The organism is Gordonia oleivorans (assembly GCF_040044975.1).
Lineage (GTDB): Bacteria > Actinomycetota > Actinomycetes > Mycobacteriales > Mycobacteriaceae > Gordonia > Gordonia oleivorans.
The window spans coordinates 17,908-36,520 of sequence record NZ_JBDZDI010000011.1; the positions used below are offsets into that span (position 1 = coordinate 17,908).

The following is an 18,613-nucleotide window of genomic DNA, read 5'->3' on the forward strand; positions in this document are numbered from 1 at the left end:
TGTCGGCGTTGCATCGATGCTGATGTGGTGGCGCAGGCCTCCGCAGCCCACAGCGGCAGATGGTGCGGTTTTCGCGGTGTCAGGCAGCGCCGGTGCCGGGGTTCGCGACGGTGGTTGTCTGCGCGGTCAGGGCTATCGCGGCCGCGAGGCCGGCGAGCACCGCGCCGAGGGTGAGCAGCCCGGTGTTGAGCGTGGCGGCGGTGGCGGTGATGCCGACGAGAAGCGGGCCGCCCGCGTCGCCGAGTTCGCGGCCGAGTTCGGCGGCTCCCATGGTCTGCCCGAGCCGTTCGGGTGGGCTCGTCGCGGCCAAGTGGGCGAATCCGAGGGGGGTGATGAGTCCCGTACCGGCCCCCATCATGACGGCCGCGCACACCGTGCCGACTGTTGCCGGCACGGCTGCTGCGACCTCGATCCCGATCGCGGCCAGCAGCAGCCCGGCTGCCATCCCGGATCGATCCTTCAGCCGTCCGGCGTCGCGGGCGCGGCCAACGCGTGGTTGAACGACCGCTGCGGTGGCGGCGAGCAGCGACACGACAGCTCCAGTGGCCAGCGGGCCCAGGCCGTGGCGGGAACCGATCGCAGGCAGGAACCCGACTCCAACCGCGAGCGCGGCAGTGGCTCCGGCCAACGCCGCAGTCGGGCGAAGGAACCAACCACTGGTCAGGCGGCGTGCCAGATCCACCACGGTCTGACGGGTCTTCGGCAGCACCTCGACAGCAGGCACGACCAACGCCGCCCACAGTGCGACCGAGGCGGCGAGCACGGCGAGCGCGGTGAACAGCAGTCGGTAGCCGCCGAGGGCGACGAGGACACCGCCCAGCAGCGGGCCGAGGGTGTATCCCAACCCTTTCCACGCGCCATAGCTGCCGAACACGCGCCCGTGTCCGCCCGCCGGGGTCAGCCGGGCGAGCATCGCCCCGGCGGCCGGGGAGAACGCGGCAGCGGCGGCACCTTGGCCGAACCGCGCGACACCGACCAGGCCCGGATTGCCGACCACCACGAATGCCGTGGACGCGAGCGTGAACGCCACCAGTCCGCCCAGCAGCACCGGCCGTGCGCCGACGCGGTCGGACAGCGTCCCGAAGACGGGTTTGAGTAGCACCTCCGCCCCGTCGTAAACGGCCAACAGCACACCCAGGGTGAGCAGGCTCGCGTGCTGTTCCCCGGTGTATCCGGCGAGGCTGGCCGCGATGCTGTGGGCGCCGAACGCGGTCACGAACCCCGCCGCATACAGCGGTAGTAGCCGCGCCCGACCGCCACCGGTGCGGGCATCGGGGACAGCGCTCATCACGACTCTCGCCGTGCGGTGCCAGGCTCAGCGGCGGTGCTGGTGAACAGAATGCTCAATGGAGTACCGCAGAGCAGGGCCAGCAGCCGCGAAAGAAGCGGCCGGGCGAGGTAGAACCCGAGCAGACTGACCGCGGCCCCGAGCACGAGACCCGCCAACACGTCTTGGGGGTAGTGCGCGCCGATGTACACCCGCGCGAACGCCATCACGACCGCAGCCACGGCGGCGATCACCGCGAGTCGCCGGTGCACCAGCCACAGCCCCGCCGTCACCGCGCCGGCCATGACCGCGTGGTCGCTGGGGAACCCGGCATCGGTATTGCAATGCAGAACCACGATGTCGTGCAACGCGTTACAGGGACGGGTCTCGTCGACCGCGGCGGCGATCGGCTGGTTGATCGCCACCGCGATCAACACGCCCAGCGGCGCCCACACCGCCGCCACCATCCGCACACGATCGCCGTCGCGCCGCGCGGTCCACCATCCTGCCAGCAGTAGTATTGCGAACAGCACTAGACCGTATGTGGCGTAGCCGGACACGATCGGATGCAGCCACGGGGTAGCGCGGGCAAAGTCGTTGATGTCGTCGAAAACTCGTGTATCCAAGTTCATGGAGGCTCCCTCGGGTTCGTTGGCAGTCGGTTACATCTGGTGCAGGGCCTGAAAGACCCGCTCGGTGTAGTCGGCCAGCCGGTCAGCGCAGTGTTTGAGCTGCTGCTCGGCCTCGGCGGCCACGGGTGCACCAAACACGTCGCGGGCCGTGATGTCGCGATGCCAGCGCCGCAGCCGTTCCAGGCTCTGCTCCTCTTCCTCGAGTTCGGCCATCGTGAACTTGGCTTTGGCGATCTCCTTGTCGATCTCGGCATCGAACCCGGCACAATCGGCCAGGAACTCCGCCCACTCCTCATCACGCTCGGCGGTGAACAGCGCCTGCAACCGTGCGGTGTCGGTGTCGGCATGGCCCGTGGCATCGAGCACCAGCACCTCACCCTCGCCTCGCCGCGCCAGCTCGATCACCCGCGCGACGCCGTCGGCGAACACCGGAACATCAGGCACCACCCACACGCCCTGGCCGACCTGCAACGCGCCCACACGACGCAGTTCACGCCACACCGCCACCCGATGCCGCGACGGCTCGGTCGGCACCCGAACCATCAGCACCAGCCATCGAGCCGACGTCTGAACTTCTGTCACGACTGTGAATGTAACAGACGTTACTTCTGTACCTGTAGCAAGTGCCAGGCAGGCTCGGCAAATCGTGGACCCTGTCGCCAGCGGACTGAACAGAACAGGAAATTCTTGAGGGGCCGAACGCGCGAACCTGCGCGAGATCGAAACGATGGGGTTCCCAACCAGACTGATTGCGCATGTCGACTCCGCCGGTTCGCGCTAGGTAGTTCAACGTGCCAAACGGGACCGCGTTCACTGAAAAGGCTATGCCTCAGTTCGGGTACATCAGGTACATACCAAGTCCGCGGAACGTACCTAGTGGTCCGGGGTTGAATTTCTTTTTACTTTTGATTTTGTCGAGTATCCGAGCGTCTCTCGCTGTGATCGGAGGGAGGCGCGCATCGATCCCAGCGGACGACCACACCTGGGGCCACGGACAGGAAACGCCAAATGACCTGTCCAGCAAGCAACGTGCAACAACACGAAACGTCACAGTGACGAATATCGAACCCACGGGGGACAGAGCGCTGGGGTGCACAACCGAACAGACATTGAGGCTGAACGTCCCCGGGTTTGGTGCACACCTCTATGTGAGGGAAAGTTGGCATCATGCCGAAGAAGTACGACGAGGCGACCCGGGCCAAGGCTGTGCGGTTGGTCACCGAGCATCGTGAGGAGTATCCGAGCGAGTACGCGGCGATTACGGCCACGGCACAGCGGCTCAAGCTCAACACCGAGACTCTGCGCAAGTGGGTGCGCCAGCACGAGGTTGATGAAGGCAAGAAGCCGGGTGTGACACGCGAGGAGACCGCTGAGATGCGCGCGCTGAAACGCAAAGTAGCCGAGCTGGAGGAAACCGTCGAAATCCTCAAGGCGGCAACGACTTTCTTCGCGCGGGAGAGCGACCCGCGACATCGGTAGTGTGTGCGTTCATCACCGAGCATCGGGCTCGGTTCGGGGTCGCTCAGATCTGTCGCGTGCTCACCGAGCACGGCGCGCCGATCTCCCCGAGAACCTTCTACGCATGGCAGGCACGTCCAGTGTCGAAACGGGCGCTGTGGGACACCACGATCACCGAAGTGCTGGCTGGCTACTACGAACCCGACAAGGACGGAAAACGTCGGCCAGAATCGCTCTACGGGGCGGTGAAGATGTGGGCTCACCTGCAGCGCGACGGCATCCCGGTGGCTCGGTGCACGGTGGAACGCTTGATGCGCGCCAACGGCTGGCATGGGGTCACCCGCCGCAAGAAGGTGCGCACCACCATCGCGGATCCGTCGGCTCCGCGGGCAGTGGACCTGGTCAAACGCCAGTTCCGGGTGGCAGCACCGAACGTACTGGTCGTCGCCGATTTCACCTACGTGGCACTGGCCAGCGGGGTGTTCGTGTACGTGGCGTTCGTGATCGACGCGTTCGCCGGGCGGATCGTCGGCTGGGAATGCGCTGCGACCAAGACCGACCGGTTCGTTCGGACCGCGATCCGCCATGCCGCCCAGCTCCGCGAGCGTGAAGGTAATGCCATGTCGGGCAACACAATTCATCATTCCGACGCCGGCTCACAGGGTGGATTCAATCGGTCGTCGCAACACCTCGATGACGGAGGTGTGCGATGGGACGCAGCAACAAGCAGACACGCCAGGCGCCGGTGGGTGCCCGCCGGCAGTGGGCGGCGGATCGGGCGTTGCGCCCGTCGATGCGGTCACCGGGGAGACCGGAACCCTCGCGTGCGGTGCAGCGCGATTTCTGGCGGCGGATCGCCTCAGGAGCGACGACTGCCGACGCCGCGGAGGCCGTCGGCGTGTCGTGGCCGGTCGGGTCCCGGTGGTTCCGTCACGCTGGCGGCATGCCGCCGATCAGCCTGGACGAGCCCACGGGCCGCTACCTGTCGTTCACCGAGCGTGAGGAGATCGCACTGTTGCGCGCCCAGGATGTCGGCGTGCGGGAGATCGCCCGTCGGATCGGACGCGACCCGGGGACGATCTCACGCGAGCTGCGCCGCAACGCGGCGACCCGCAGCGGCACGCAGGTCTACCGAGCCGGAGTGGCGCAGTGGAAAGCGCAGCAAGCCGCGAAACGCCCGAAAACGGCAAAGCTGGTAGACAACGACAGGTTGCGTGAGTATGTGCAGGAGCGGCTCTCCGGGGCCGTCCGCCGGCCCGACGGCACCGCCGTCGCAGGCCCCGACACGCCCGCGTGGAAAGGACTGAACAAGCCGCATCGGCAGGACCGACGGTGGGCGACGGCATGGAGCCCGCAGCAGATCTCGCACCGGCTGAAAGTTGATTTCCCGGAGGATGAGTCCATGCGCATCAGTCACGAGGCGATCTACCAATCGTTGTACATCGAAGGTCGAGGCGCCCTGAAACGGGAGTTGGTCACATGCCTGCGCACCGGCCGGGCACTGCGGGTGCCCCGTAGCCGATCGCAGAACAAGCCGCAGGGACATGTCACCGCGGACGTGGTGATCAGCGAACGCCCCGCCGAAGCCGAAGACCGTGCTGTCCCAGGGCATTGGGAAGGCGACTTGATCATCGGGACCGGCCGGTCCGCGATCGGCACGCTCGTCGAGCGCAGCAGCCGCTCCACGATCCTGGTGCACCTGCCTCGATTGGAGGGGTGGGGCGAGAGGCCGCCTGTGAAGAACGGTCCGTCCCTCGGTGGCTACGGCGCCGTCGCGATGAACGCCGCGCTGACGACATCGATGACCACGCTTCCCGAGCAGCTCCGCAAGACCTTGACCTGGGACCGCGGAAAGGAGCTGTCCGGTCATGCCCGGTTCGCTCTCGAGACCGGCACGAGAGTGTTCTTCGCCGACCCGCACTCGCCCTGGCAACGACCGACGAACGAGAACACGAACGGCCTGCTGCGCCAGTATTTCCCGAAGGGAACCGATCTGTCCCGGTGGTCCGCCGAGGACCTCGAGGCCGTCGCTCTGGCGATCAACAACAGGCCACGCAAGGTCCTCGGCTGGCGAACCCCGGCCGAGGTCTTCGCCGAGCAGCTACGCTCCCTGCAGTAGCCCGGTGTTGCATCGACCGGTTGAACTCGCCCAGTACACGTCGGTGCGGTGCGGAGAGACGCTGGAGCTTTCGGGGCTGATCCCATCGATCGGTACGGTTGGTGACGCCTACGACAATGCGCTCGCCGAGACGACGATTGGATTGTTCAAAACCGAAGCGGTACGCGATGATTCGCCGTTTCGCACTGGTCCACTGTCCGGGGTTGGGGACGTCGAGCACCTGACCGCGGTGTGGGTCGGCTGGTACAACACCAGCCGGCTCATGCACCGACTCGGGCGCATCCCACCGATCGAGGCCGAGCAGAACTACTACACTCAACGTGCCGCCACAGTCGTGGAGGCACACCAGTAACCAGGTGTGCACCAAACCCGGGGCGATTCACCTTGTATCCTCCGACTGCGGTCGGAGGGAACGCAATCACGACCCCCGATTTCCGGCGGACTTGGCCGTCAATACGGTTGTCGATCAGGAGTTCGCTTCTGGTGCCCGCTCGGCAACGTAGGCGCCGAATTCACTTGAGCCGCGGAGTGCGTGCTGGAGAGCGGTATTCGGATGTATGCCGAGCGCGTCGGCGAGTATGGGCGGTGGCGATGTCTGTGTGATGGTCTGCCATGTTCCCAAACGCGTTTCAAGGGAGGGAAATCCGAGAGCCTTGAGCCGCAGTCGCAGGTGGCTCTCGTTGAGATGATTGCCGGGCTGATAGCCGGGGAACACCCAGGGCGATTCGGTGTGTGCTGCGGTTTGCCTGTTGGTGGTTGCTGCGGCGACTTCGGCGACGAGCTGCTCGAGCGGTGACTCCAAGGTGATCGGGTGCGTTCCGAGGGTGATGGTGCACGGCTCCTCACGCCAAATCTGATCCCATCGCAGTGACGCTACTTTGTGGGTGGGTTGCCCGAACACGACGACCAGTGCAGCGGCAAGTCGATCCCGCGGAGTGAGCTCCTCGTTGGAGAATAGGCGAGTGAGTTGTTCGACTTGCTCGGCGTTGGTCTTGGCCGGGGCGGTACCACGCTGATGCGGCGTTATCCTCAACGGCGGCAACTGGTATGTGGCGATTGCCCAGGGGAGAAATCGAGTGAGGAGTCGGTTGGTTTCGGTACCGGATGCGATGAATGTGTCGACCTGGGATTGGTCGACGTCGCCGATGGGGATCTCGAGAATATCGAGGAAGTTGAGGAAATCGATTGCCACGGTGACGCCTTGCTTGGCCGCGAGAAATGTTCCGTTGGTGCAGGTGTCGTCGAATCGCCGCGACAGGTGCCACCGTATGTAGCTGCGCATCACGAGCTGATTGTCGGGACTGGTCAGTGTTGCGAGCTTGTCGTCGGCCCAGACGCTGAATCGGGTTCGGTAGTCGAGGCGGGCGCCGGCGATTCCGTGCTCATCGAGCAGCGCGCGGATATGTGTGGCTGATCGGTTTACCGGCAGCGAGGCCAGCAGGTGCTGATCGATAGCGTCGGCGGCGGCTATCTGGCGGAGCACGGTGCGCACTGTTGGGCTGCGCAGCCAGGTGACACCGCTGTTCGGGCGTGGCATCTGCTTGATCGCCTGGGCCAGGCCGATCAGGTGTGGGTTGATGGTGCCTGTCTGCGGATGGGTGAGCAGCTCGTCTACCTGGTGGGCCAGTTCGCATCGCCAGCAGTGCCCGCGCCGGTAGAGTTCGGCCTCGGCACCGCATTCGGCACAGTCGACGTTGAGTCGGATCCCGCTACAGCCACGGCACAGATATCGGCCGGTCGGTGTACGGCCCGGAACGATACCCACATGACCGCACTCAACACATTGTCCGACAACACGTTTGGCTTGGTTGTAGCAGTAGCAGCAGATCGGGGTGTCTTGCCACCACGCCGCGGTCAGGTAGGCCTGTCCGCACCGTTCGCACGGTTCGTAGCGATCAGGTTCAGGTGCGGGCTTGGGTCGTGCCATCGACCATCACCGTGCGCTACGCATGGTCTGGACCCTCGTCGGACTCCACCACACGGACCCGACGAACCCCGGGAGCCCGCTTCGGCCTGGCGTCCCCAGCGGGCACGATGTCGGGGGCCGATGCGGTGGCTCGTCCCTGCATGACGACCACGGGCTCGAACAACTCGGCGGGGGAGCAGTCGAGGATGTCGCAGAGCGCGGCGAGCACCCGGCTGTTGATGCGTTCCGGTTTGCCCGTCATCAACCGGTAGGCCTGGGGTTGGGACAACGTGACCCCGCGGCTGCGCAGCAGGGTGACCAATTCTGTTGACTTCCAGAGGTTACGCTCGGCCATGAGTTTTCGGAGGTTCCAATGGAAATCGACGCGCTTCTGAACGTTCATGCGTGGCTGCTTTCGCCGTAGGGGATGTCTGCGGAAGCCAGGCGCTCCCGGATCATGCGCTGCAGGGTTTTCTGCCGGTAGTCCGAACTGACTTGGGTGTAGAGCGCAGTGGTCGATGAATGCTCGTGGCCCACTTGCTGTTGCACGAACAACGGGTCGTAGCCATCTTCGATCAGGTGAGTGACGTAGGAGCGGCGAAATCCGTGCAGCGACAATCCATCTGATAGTCCGGCACGTCGGCGATAGTTGGTGAACCGTGTGGCGTAAGAGTTCAGGGTCAGTTGCTGACCGCGTTCTGACGGCCACAACCAGGGCGAGTCGTCCGCCTGGCGCATCAGTTGCCGACAGCCCTGGGGACCTGCCCAGGCCTCGAGGACGTCGGAGGCCCAGTCCATCAGCGGTACCGTCAACACGGTGCGACGCTTGTGTGCCGATCCTCGTGACCCTTTGCCAAACCGAACATAGACGGCGCCATACGCTTTATATTGTGGCACATGTGGATTCGGGCCAAAGTCGTGGATCTGTAGACGCAAGACCTCCTGACGGCGCAGGCCGTAGGCGTAGGCGACCTTGGCGATACAGGAATCCCGCAGAGTGGTCAGCCATGCCTTGCTGTTCTGCGCGTACAGTCGTTCGACCTCGTCGTCGAAGAAATCGAACAGAGTCTGGACTTCACTGCGGGAGAACGCTCTTCGCTGCGGTTCTGCCTCGTTGTCAGAGACATGAACCGGCAAGTTGTAGGCAAAGCAGATCTGCGACGGGTACTCGCCAAAGACCTCCGCGCACAGATCGGGCCACCGATACGCCGGCTCGCAGAGGAAGCTGCAGAATCCTCGGATCACCATCAGGTAGGCGCGGACTGTCGACTTGGCGGCCGTTCCGCCGTTGCGTGCGTGCAGGGTGGTGACGTAGTCGTCGACGTCCTGCGGCATCCACCGCCAGGGGTAATCGCCGGCGACATCCTGAAAATCGCTCAGCACACGTAGGTACCCATGGATCGTAGAGGCATTCAACGTTCGGGCCATCAACGCGGATTTCCACCCCTCGAGCATCTCCGTCCACACTTGCTCGTCAGGGCGGAGCAACTCCGCGCCGGACGAGATCAGACGCAACGGAGCACTGCCTGGCAGTGGATGCTCACCGCTCATAACCGCGTATCCTACGCTTGCATTCATCTAATGAATAGACGTGCGCGGATACCCCCGTCGGGCCACGGCATTTCCAAGGCACGTCTCGGTCCCGGCGGACGACCACACTCGGATCCAACGGCAGGAACCGCCAGATGACCTGTTCAACAGGTAAATACACCGCAGTGAGAAACGTCACTGTGACGAATATCGAACCTAGTAGACGCGCTGAAGTGCGGGAACCGGACGGACACCCAATCGCCGCGTACGGGTGCATCGGCGCGTAGATCCCATTCATTAGATGAATGATCTCAACATGTCTGCACGTCATCGTTACGGCAGCCCGGCCATAAGGCGCCTCCGGCCAGTTCGGCGAGGACAATGATTGCTGGTCAGCGGGTTTTAGCACTCGTCTCGAGTGTGAACGGGCAAGGGGAGTGGCGAACGGCAAGGCACTGACCTGCGGCTCGCCATCCTGGGTGAAATTCGTGAGCCGAGAATCTTGTCAAAATCCGTGGCGAATGTTCTACAGAGTGCCTGACTGCCGGTTCTTGGGTCTCAAGCTTCGTAGTTGCAGCCGTCGGCCTCCACTCCTTCGGCCGGGTTCGCAGTCTTGACCAGGGAGGGGCGACCGCTGAAACAACACGACCCTCGCATCTATCGACCTGAACCGTGAAAGCGCACAGGCCCACAGGCCCTTATTCGTAGGGGGAGAAGTGGTGTTCTGCAAGCACGCTCAAGTCGAGCGTCACGCCTACTCCTTCATAGATATCAACGACGGTCGCCGGGTCCACTGCCCGGTACTGGTCCACCGTCAGTACCTCATACATTTGCACACCATCCGTAGTGACAAAATACCACGGCTTCCGAGGTCGGCCACGGTCGTCGTACGAGCCCAACACCGCATAGACCTGCCGACGCCTGAACACGGAGATTCGGATTTCTTGCGGCTTTAACTTTCGCCTAGCCGCCGCATCAGCGAATTGCCTTGCAAATTCCTTCGCAGGTAAGCCTTTATCCATAGGTCCGCGCCAATTGACCAGCCTCCATACTAGAACTGGTCTAGGTGACAGCTCCCCAAGCCTCGCAGACAGCCGATCCTGAAATCGATACTCCTGTGCGGTCGCTACCGCACAGGCACGCTCAAAAGAGTTGGCACCTCCAACGCGAATCTGAGGCAAGACATTTGACTCCAGTTCTTGATCACATTGCGCTGGCAAGCATGAATTGCACAGGCCATCGCCCAGCCATGTTTCACATTCCGCGTCGGCATACACATCGGTACCGAGGCACAAATTTCGGCGAGCGAAACGATGGTATTGGCAGGTGGGGATCCGACATACGCGGCAGAGCATGCCCGCCGCCCGGCCGCAGTCGCAGTACTCCGTCATGGACACAGTTTATGGAGTCAGATTCGCCAAATCTATGGAAACTCGCCAATGTCGGTTGTCATTTGCCACCGTGAAGGGACCACCTGGATTGCCGGTTATGGGGGCTCTTCGAAGTTAGCCGGGCACTGCTCAGCAGTGGAATTGCTGGTTGTTGGCCCGCTGGGCGCGGGTGCAGTGGAATCGTATCCGGCGGCGTGAGTTTTCGGTGTTACGAAAGCCGCAGGCCACGCGTTTGACCTGTTTGACCAGCCGGTTGTAGCCCTCGGTGCGGGCGTTGGTCAGGCCGGTGTGCACGAATGCCAGGATCGCCGGCCACCACGTCTCGATGGTGGCGGCCAGGCGGGTGAGTTCGGGGATGTTCGCCTCGGCGCACCAGGTGTAGAAGCGGTACAGACGCCGGCGGACCTCGCTGTCGTCGGCGTCTTCGCGGGCGCAGGCCAGCAGTGCGCGAAGTTCCTCTTTCGCGATGTAGGCGGTGAGGATCTCACTGGTGGGGTCGTTGTCGATAAGAGCATTCCACATCTTCGCAAATGATCTGTCCGACAATCGTTCTCGCGCAGTGAGCAGGCGCCGTCGGTTGGCCCATTCCGGGTCTTGTTTCCGGCCACGGCGACCGTGGGCATCGAAGGTGACCCGCCGCCGCACCCCAGTGACGGCGTCGTTGGCGAGCTTGATCAGATGGAAATGATCGACAACCAGAGTCGCATTCGCAAGCAGCTCGGTGGTGACCGCGGCCGCATACGCTGCGGACGGGTCGATCACCACATGGGTGATCTCGGTGCGGAACTGCTTACTTTGGGTGGTGAGCCAGTCAGTGACCGCCTTGCTGGTGCGGCCCTCGACTTGGCCCAGCAGCCCCTGATCACCGCTCAGATCGACGAACCCGGTGTCCCACGGATCGACACGCACCCACCGCCGCCCGTCGACGTCACGAGTCCATCGGGGCTTGCCACGGCGGGTTTCATCAATGCCGAGGACACGCACCGGTTTCGGCGTGGAGAGGACCTTGCTGGCGTGCTCAATGAACGCGGCATGCGCGGTCGGCCACGACACGCCCACGCTGGCGGCGACTTCGCTGACCGAGCGGGCAGCCTCACCGACATCACGGCCGATCTGAGTGCGCAACCGGGTGGTGGTTCGTCGCCGCGGCGGGATCTGCGGTATCGACTCAGTGAACGAACGCCGCTCACACGCCGGATTCACGCAGTAGTATCGGGTTTTGGTCCACCGCAACATGATTGGGTCATCCCCGTATCGGATATCGCGGGGCCGTGTCACCGCGTGGCCCTTCACTGATGACGAAGCAACCTTGCATTGCGGGCAATGTGCCGCCCGCCGATCCGCGGTCACCACATCGACAACCCGACTGCGATCGGTGCCCCTGGTCACCGCGGTGACCTCCAGTCCTTCCAACCCCAACAACAACGACGTAGGCTCGGCCATGCCCCTGGTACTCCTTCAAGAATTCTGATGCTTCGCAACATCCAGATTTCCGGAGACCAGGGGCGTCTCACCTCAACGACACGCCGCGGCCCTGACCAGGCATTGCCCGCTCAACTTCGAAGAGCCGTTATGGGACCACCGGCGCGTCGCGTCGGTGGTCCTTTCATTTGTCCGTTGACTCGGCCGTGACAGTTGTCACGGAAGGGGGAGGCGTGCGGAGGAGGCACTCACTACCTGAGCTCTCCGGAAATGCCGGGATGGATTAGGTTGACCGTGCAATCGAATGTGACCATATGATCGCCTACTTTGAGTTCCCGGGCGAGTGCGGCGCCTCGGTACCCAGCCACGCGCCGGTGGACATCCAGTGTTCGTAGAAATAGAGCCACTCGGTTGCCCACGGGACGATGGTGTCGGCGATGAAGTGCTCGGAGCCGACGAACTCATCCCCGTAGTACAGGCACAGCTCGTTGCCGCGGTAGACGTGGGGTAGCGGTTCACGTGGACGCGACTTGAGTTGTGGGGTAAGCACTTTCACTTGGGGGCGTTGCCGATGTTTGTAGGTGATTCGCACTGTGTAGTCGACGCTCATCGGTGTTGGTTGCAGTGTGACTGACCAGACCAGGTTGCCGGCCTTCACCACAGGTTTGCGTGTGTCGGGGAACTGTTGCTGTAGACGAACTGCTTGTTGGGTGACGGTTAGCCGCCTACCGTGTCGTGGAGTCACCGAAGAACCTGTGTGGCGGGACGACAGTTGCCGTCGCAGCGATTGTGAGACGCCCTCCCGGTGCGAAGTGGAGCTTCCCGGACTCGCGCGCACTGTTTGCCCGAGCTCCCAGTGTCTTCAAGGCCTCTTGAACAGGGACGTCGCCGAAGGACTTCGCCATCCGCTGGTTGAGTGCGACGGTGCCTTCGGTTTCAAGTAGGAGCGCGTCGAGATCGCGCTCGACAGCGGATCGCCAATTCTCGAACTTCAGCCGGCGAGACTCGTACTCATTCCACTTGTCCGCGAAGTTCTCCCCCTCACATGCGGGGTTCTCCACCCAGTACTGCCCGCTGCGCTTCTCGATGTACATAGGCATTCGTTGCACTGCGCTCGAGGTTGCGAGAACGAGATCCGTCTCTCCCTCGTACGCGTTGCCGGCAAGGGTGGTGATGAGACTGGACGGTGGGCGATCGTCGAGGTCGTCGGCAAAGTAGATGTCTCTGTGCCGCTTAAGGATCTGCACGACCCTGTGGAGGGGCGTACGGACCCGATTGGTCGGTACCGCATTTACCGACCCGTAGGACTTGGCCAGCCTGGCACGTTCCTGCGCGAGCTGTTTGGCGCACTGGGTGCGGAACCACTCGACGTAGGTAAGTGGGTCGGATTTTTGCCAGTATCTCAGGTTGCGGTCGGTGAGCTCGATCGCGGTCGTCGATATTGAAGCTGCGTCGGGAATAGCAGGGAGGACATCCATGTGAAATTTGTTGTAATGCAGGCACCAGGACCGGCGCCCCTCAGAGAGTCCGATGGGGGTTTCGCAGCCCTCGCCGACGTGCTCCTGGTGGTAGTCGTTGAGCAGCGCGCCGACCCTGTCCTTGAGCTCCTGTTGCGTGGTCGAGGTCTTCGCGACGTCGAGTTTCGACACGAGATCGAGGTCGTACTCGCCGTCTCGGTGGTGTGGGCGCACGACAGTGCCGAGCATGAAACTGCCTTGCACGTAGACCTGGGCGTTCGCCTGGGAGAGATGTTCACCAAGATGCAGGTAGCACCTTTCCGCAGCGTCAAACGCTTCGTCGGTGATATCGAGTTGTTCGATGGTGGCGCCGAGGAGCTGCGAGATCTGAGCTTCCTTGGTGTCGGCGAGAATTGTCATCTGTGCGGCTGCTTTCGCTGGATCTTGTGGAGTCGGGGTACATGCTGGGACTTCAATTTGTCTCCAAAGCCAGTGCGTATGAGTTGTTGATGCGGTCGAACACCCGGAACGTCGGGTGGACTCCTGTCATGTGTGCGCGACCGATCTCGACGGCAGCGGCTGCAGATACCGCTGGGACGAGGCTGATCGGTTGGTTGCGATAGTGATTCTCGAGGGTTGCGAGGACTTCGCGCCATATGTCGATGAGCGCCCCGAGGTCCTCGGCGCTCCGTAGGGTCGTGGGGCTCAGGGCGACACCCCTGGCACGTATGTCAAAGCGCGGCTTGCCGCGCAACTGCGCTGGGAGTGCATCGAGATCTACGGGGCCGCTGATACTGAACGTAACAACCGGATCGCCCTGACCAGGTACCTCGATCACATCAAATGACAGGTTCGCGGTGCGCTCCTTCGCGTACCAGCCCCATCCATCCCCGCTTCCGCGGCGACGGTTGTGAACGGTGACGTTTGTGACGTCATCTAGCAAGATGCCAAGCTGAACGAGGATCGGAATGCGCGCGAGCGCGAACACCGAAACGTGGTCGATCTCCTTGGTCTTGAGGTGGTTGTTCAGTGGCCGAAGGCGCCTTGTGAGCGTGAGGCGGGTTGATTGCCAATAGATGTCGTCGCTGCTGTCCTCACCGTCGTAAGCCCGAAGGTCAACCTCACAGTTCTGGTTATCGTCGTGAAGACTGAAATCGGGGAAGCGCTGCTCTTCCAGGAGGGCTCGGATGACGGCCTGCTTACTGAAGTCGACTGCATGACCTCTGACGTCCCCCGACACACGAATCACTGTGGTCTTCGGCTTCCGCAACAACCCCGTCAGCTCGCGAACGTCGCGCTCGTGTTGCTGCTTGAAGCTGAGGAGCTGCTGTTCGTCGTAGGTGGCCCAGTGCTCGAAGGTGTCGATAACCTTATGCTCGCCAGGACACAGAAGCATCAAGTTCTCAGGGAGCGCTCTCTCTTGTGGCGTCTTGGCGCTCTGACCGCGGGGCGAGCCCTTCTCAGCGGTGGCGCCAACAATGTGAGCCAACTGACCGGTGAAGACAGACTGCCCCGTGGTCTCGTTGTCGGCGAGGAACTCCTTGCAGAAAGTGCACCGCCCACCGGCATCGACCCACACCCTCCGGGCATCCAGGTCCCGGACGGCTACGCGCTTCCCCGCCCGATCCACGGCCGCGGCGAGTTCGGTGCTCTCCGCGGCGTCGGCATTTGTCGAGCCGGAGGTCTGTGGCATCGCGAGGTTCCTTAGGCAGCCGTATATTGGGAGGGCGAATATCCATTGGGTGGCCAGCGACAAATCCGCCGACCACTCGGTCTTACACCGCTGTGATTATTGTACCGACCGCATCTGACAAACTGTCGCCGCGCGACCCACGGCGGACGCCGACCGCGCTCGCAGCAGTTTCGGAACGAACACTCAAGACCACCGACAGGGTGGTCTCGGGGAGTCTGTGACGGCCGGCCTTCTTGGTGGCGGCCCTCTCTCGGGCAAGAGCGGATTCACTCGGCGATTGATCGGCCGCAATACTTCCGAAAACCGTGATTTTCCGCGAGGGAGGGACCACGATTTAGCCAGGCGAACTCAGAGAACAATCTTGAACCGTCGTGAGGTCAAGTCAGACTGTACCCGTTGGAGCTGAACTACTTCGTGGGCCGCCTGAGGTCGGCAGAAGGAGTTCTTAGCCTACTACCCGCCAAGAAGGGAATCAGGAGAATGGAATGTCGCAAGTGCCACAGGAAGCTTCACGACTGTCGAGCGTGTAACGGGGGTCGCGCAAGCGGTCTTGGAGGCAAACTCACCTGCAACAAATGCAACAGCACTGGTTTGGTCTGTCCAGAGCATGACGGCCACTGGAAGTAACTGCATCATCGATTTCTATTGCAAGCGCCAGCGACTGTGAACTCCGCATTTGCGTGGATCGTGACTGAGATAGTGACGCATGACCTGTGATCTGGGACGGGACCGATCCAGTTAATCGCGCGGGCACTGTGGTCGCTGGCCTTCCGGATTCCCAGTCAGGTAGTTTGCGAGCCGCAGGCAGATGGAAAGGTCAGCTGCAACACCGCCAGCTCCAGATCGTTGACGCGCAGGGCGACTGTTCAGTCCCGCGCCCGAGGTCTCCAAGTATGGATGAACCTTAGCAATCGTCGGGTGACATTGCACCGTCCGAGGCCGCAGATCGCTCAGCCGTGCACCTGATGCCGATTCACGAGTAGCGAGGACAGCAAGTACCCGACCAAACCGGCAATAGGCGCTACCCAGAACATCGAAAGATCCATCGGAGTGGGAGTCGCCGGGGTAGGCCCCACAAACTCATCCCAGAGCCCTGCCCGATATACCGCGACGTAGAGAAACAGTGCGATCCCTACGAGTGCGCCTACAACGAATGTCTGGCCTTTTCCGATTCCGATGAAGACGTCGATGAGGAAGCCCAGAATAAGAGTGCAGACGAGACTCCACGCCACGTCCGTGTAACTTCCCTCTGCGAACGCTGGATCGTCACCGACGTTGTTCGAGGCGAGAATCAGAAGACCGAGCGCCATCCAAACGCCGATCGCAACAAGTGCACGACTACCTAACAGACTGAATGCCCTGCCGAGGCTGACTTTTCGTTGCATCTTTACGCTCTCGGACCCTTTGGGGTCCCCAAGTGGGCGCATCGATGCGGGTACGTCGTGCAGCCGAACGGGCTTGGGGAGCGCGGCCAGGGTCCCACTTCGGACGGAATTCAACACGTGCGCTAGGCCCGCGCCTCGTGACCTATGTACCAGCGCCGACCCAACCACATCACGCCCACGACGAGTGCCCCAGAATCCAAGCTTCTCGTTCATGCCCCAATCTTCGTAATTCTCAACTGGAGGTTCCACACTGCGAACCATACTGAAATCAAGGCGCTCGACATCAGCCTCCGTGACAGGACGGACATCCGGCTCGTCGGTGTAGGTTGGCGAGCCACTTCCAGTGGCAAAGGTGCTTTGGATCACCCTTATTCGCTGGAGTGTGCCATCGGGCAAGAGGGCGATAACAACGTCTACGTACTCGTTGTCTTCAGAGAGAGGCGCAAGAGCGCGCCGGGTTGTTGCTTGATGATCAAGTGCCCAATGAGGACCCAGAACCTGAATGCTTTCACGTGTTTCCGGATTAGTGAAACTCAGGGCCGGTGTGGGTGGCAATGGAGTATCGCGCGCGGCGAGCCGCGCCAACTCCCCAAGAGCTCCCAGGTCAAGGAGACTCTTTTCATATGCTCCACCATCGACCATGCAAATAGAATAGACCTGCGGCAGCCTCGAAACTCGCTTTCGCGTTTCCGGTGGCAGTTCGGAGAACCCGAATGGTTGCCGCACCAGCACGGCCAGGAGTCAGACAGATCTCCAATCTGGAGTACACCGATAATCTCATGCTATGTCAGGCACAGGCAAAGGATTATGCCTTAATCGAGCCGGACGGAAGTCCTGACCTTTACTGTTCAGATGTGCGTGAATACATCGAGTCATGTATCATTTTGGCGTGAGCACGGTGGTAGAAGCGCAGCATGACGCGTTGACGAGGTTTGGATACGCACTATCCGATTCGACGCGAACGCAGGTGTTGGTTCGGTTGCGCCATGGTGGAGCCTATCCGGCGGACTTGGCTGAGGCGATTGGGGTGTCGCGGCAAACGTTGTCGAATCACCTGGCCTGCCTACGGGGATGCGGTTTGGTGGTCGCGGTACCTGAGGGTCGACGGAGTCGGTATGAACTGGCTAATAGCCGGATTGGTCATGCACTCGACGATCTACTCGGGCTGGTACTTGCGTTGGATGATCCGTGCTGCGCCGAGGAGGCTGGCGATGGCTCGCATTAGTGAGGCAGCCCGTGACCTCTACCGGGCAGAGATGGCAGCGGCCGCCGCCGCCGAGGTGGCAGAGCAGCGCTGGCACCATCTTGAACGCGCCCACATCGTGTCCCAGCCGGACCCGTGGTTGCATACTCAGAACCACATTTCGATGTTCAGATTCGCTGTGCACCAACATGATCGGCGCGAAGCGCTCGGCCAGGTGGTGCGCATCATCGTTGCCGCTCCCGGATCGCTGAGCGGACGCTACCCCGAGGGCAACACCGGACGTGTTGCCGCCGGTCTGATGCGCCCGATGCCGGTTCCCGGCGATATCGCTTCTGCGTTACGGTCATGAACAGCCGCAGACGCGACAGTGATGAGCATGCGCTGCGCGGCGGCCGTAGCGATATCGGGAATGACCGCTCACTCTGAGGCTCGGGTGGCCTGTCAGAGTAGAGCGGCGAACATGATTCCTGTCCCACCGGCGGTTAACGTGTGGCATATCCACGAGAACTCTAGATGCGGGCGGCGAAGCGTCGCTACAGCGTTTGACAGTGGTGGCGCTGGGGCCGCGGTGCGTGGCAGCTGAATTGACCGGGCTGCGCAGTAGAGGGTGAGCGCGAGGAAGCCGAGCACGAGTAGCAAGGTGACCGACCCCATCCACATGGGATCTGATGACGGGCCGTGCAGCGGTGTCATCTCGTTGATGGCGTCGGCCCCCGACGGGCCTCCGTGGTGTGCGGGGGCGGTGGCAGCGGGAACGGCGGATGTGGAATTGTGCCGGCTCATCACCGCATACATCCACACCATCGAGGCCATCATCACTGCGGTAGAGACGTAAAGCCGCCGCGCGGTCGTCTTCGGCACCGCGAAGACGACCGCGATTGCTGTGGCGAGAGCGAAGAGCAGCATCAGAGGCAGCAGTGGGAGCTGATTGCCTTGTGGCCACGCCATGACGATCATCGCCAGCGACATCAGGAGCATGAGGCAGTGCACGACTGAGAGCCGCAGGTCGCTGCGGTGGGCGGCTAGGGTGCGAATGCTGTCGATCGCTCCGATCGCGAACATGGCGGTGACGATCCACCGCAGGAGTAGGTCGTCGATCACCGCGGCCCTCGATCCATGTGAGTTAACTACTATGCGCAGTAGTAGCAT

Annotated in this window: 15 protein-coding genes and 2 pseudogenes; 5 read left to right on the forward strand and 12 right to left on the reverse strand. The window is 62.4% G+C overall.

The features are described 5' to 3' along the window. Positions 1-79: 79 nt before the first annotated feature. From ABLE92_RS15975 to ABLE92_RS15985, 3 genes are read right to left on the reverse strand one after another with little or no spacing between them, the layout of a single operon-like run. Positions 80-1,288, reverse strand: a complete 1,209-nt coding sequence (locus ABLE92_RS15975) for an MFS transporter (RefSeq protein WP_006372943.1) — start codon at positions 1,286-1,288, stop codon at positions 80-82. Further along, a complete protein-coding gene (locus ABLE92_RS15980) occupies positions 1,288-1,899 on the reverse strand; it encodes a phosphatase PAP2 family protein (RefSeq protein WP_006372942.1) in 612 nt (203 codons plus the stop codon). Before ABLE92_RS15980 ends, ABLE92_RS15975 begins: the two co-directional genes overlap by 1 nt. A 30-nt stretch (positions 1,900-1,929) precedes the next feature. After that, positions 1,930-2,442, reverse strand: coding sequence for a Chromate resistance protein ChrB (locus ABLE92_RS15985; protein WP_006372941.1), 513 nt, complete (start codon positions 2,440-2,442; stop codon positions 1,930-1,932). A gap of 624 nt (positions 2,443-3,066) precedes the next feature. Between ABLE92_RS15985 and ABLE92_RS15990 the strand changes: the two are divergent. The 3 genes and pseudogenes from ABLE92_RS15990 to ABLE92_RS16000 form a co-directional block, all read left to right on the forward strand. Beyond that, a pseudogene (locus ABLE92_RS15990) lies at positions 3,067-4,067 on the forward strand (IS3 family transposase); the annotation flags it as partial. Between the two features lie 83 nt (positions 4,068-4,150). Further along, positions 4,151-5,476, forward strand: a complete 1,326-nt coding sequence (locus ABLE92_RS15995) for an IS30 family transposase (protein ID WP_425476265.1) — start codon at positions 4,151-4,153, stop codon at positions 5,474-5,476. Between the two features lie 28 nt (positions 5,477-5,504). Beyond that, a pseudogene (locus ABLE92_RS16000) lies at positions 5,505-5,828 on the forward strand (integrase core domain-containing protein); the annotation flags it as partial. 114 nt (positions 5,829-5,942) lie between these two features. Here ABLE92_RS16000 and ABLE92_RS16005 read toward each other — a convergent pair. The 8 genes from ABLE92_RS16005 to ABLE92_RS16040 form a co-directional block, all read right to left on the reverse strand. Beyond that, complete coding sequence (locus ABLE92_RS16005) at positions 5,943-7,013, reverse strand: hypothetical protein (RefSeq protein WP_348805778.1); 1,071 nt, start codon at positions 7,011-7,013, stop codon at positions 5,943-5,945. 406 nt (positions 7,014-7,419) lie between these two features. Further along, positions 7,420-7,785 (reverse strand): helix-turn-helix domain-containing protein, encoded by a 366-nt coding sequence (locus tag ABLE92_RS16010; protein ID WP_006368700.1) that lies wholly within the window; start codon positions 7,783-7,785, stop codon positions 7,420-7,422. Then, complete coding sequence (locus tag ABLE92_RS16015) at positions 7,782-8,933, reverse strand: tyrosine-type recombinase/integrase (RefSeq protein WP_006368699.1); 1,152 nt, start codon at positions 8,931-8,933, stop codon at positions 7,782-7,784. The genes ABLE92_RS16010 and ABLE92_RS16015 overlap by 4 nt, the downstream gene beginning before the upstream one ends. Positions 8,934-10,432: 1,499 nt before the next feature. Then, the gene (locus tag ABLE92_RS16020; protein WP_348805779.1) at positions 10,433-11,746 is read right to left on the reverse strand and encodes an ISL3 family transposase; all 1,314 of its coding nucleotides are present in this window, start codon (positions 11,744-11,746) and stop codon (positions 10,433-10,435) included. A 301-nt stretch (positions 11,747-12,047) separates the two neighbouring features. Continuing rightward, the gene (locus ABLE92_RS26185) at positions 12,048-12,563 is read right to left on the reverse strand and encodes a type II CBASS E2 protein (RefSeq protein ID WP_496560817.1); all 516 of its coding nucleotides are present in this window, start codon (positions 12,561-12,563) and stop codon (positions 12,048-12,050) included. Beyond that, entirely contained in the window at positions 12,451-13,602 is a 1,152-nt protein-coding gene (locus ABLE92_RS16030; RefSeq protein ID WP_348805781.1) for an SMODS domain-containing nucleotidyltransferase, read from the reverse strand. The genes ABLE92_RS26185 and ABLE92_RS16030 overlap by 113 nt, the downstream gene beginning before the upstream one ends. A gap of 52 nt (positions 13,603-13,654) precedes the next feature. Next, entirely contained in the window at positions 13,655-14,875 is a 1,221-nt protein-coding gene (locus ABLE92_RS16035; protein ID WP_348805782.1) for an SAVED domain-containing protein, read from the reverse strand. A gap of 950 nt (positions 14,876-15,825) precedes the next feature. Further along, positions 15,826-16,902: a hypothetical protein gene (locus tag ABLE92_RS16040; protein WP_348805783.1), complete on the reverse strand. Its 1,077-nt coding sequence runs from the start codon at positions 16,900-16,902 to the stop codon at positions 15,826-15,828. A 232-nt stretch (positions 16,903-17,134) separates the two neighbouring features. On the opposite strand from ABLE92_RS16040, the gene ABLE92_RS16045 reads away from it, so the two are divergent. Continuing rightward, positions 17,135-17,485 (forward strand): ArsR/SmtB family transcription factor, encoded by a 351-nt coding sequence (locus ABLE92_RS16045; protein ID WP_078111946.1) that lies wholly within the window; start codon positions 17,135-17,137, stop codon positions 17,483-17,485. Continuing rightward, positions 17,472-17,813, forward strand: coding sequence for a DUF3703 domain-containing protein (locus ABLE92_RS16050; RefSeq protein ID WP_078111947.1), 342 nt, complete (start codon positions 17,472-17,474; stop codon positions 17,811-17,813). Before ABLE92_RS16045 ends, ABLE92_RS16050 begins: the two co-directional genes overlap by 14 nt. Positions 17,814-17,905: 92 nt before the next feature. Here ABLE92_RS16050 and ABLE92_RS16055 read toward each other — a convergent pair whose 3' ends face one another. Next, positions 17,906-18,565 carry a DUF5134 domain-containing protein gene (locus ABLE92_RS16055; RefSeq protein WP_055476902.1) on the reverse strand — a complete coding sequence of 220 codons (660 nt, stop codon included), beginning with the start codon at positions 18,563-18,565 and terminating at the stop codon, positions 17,906-17,908. Between the last annotated feature and the right edge of the window lie 48 nt (positions 18,566-18,613).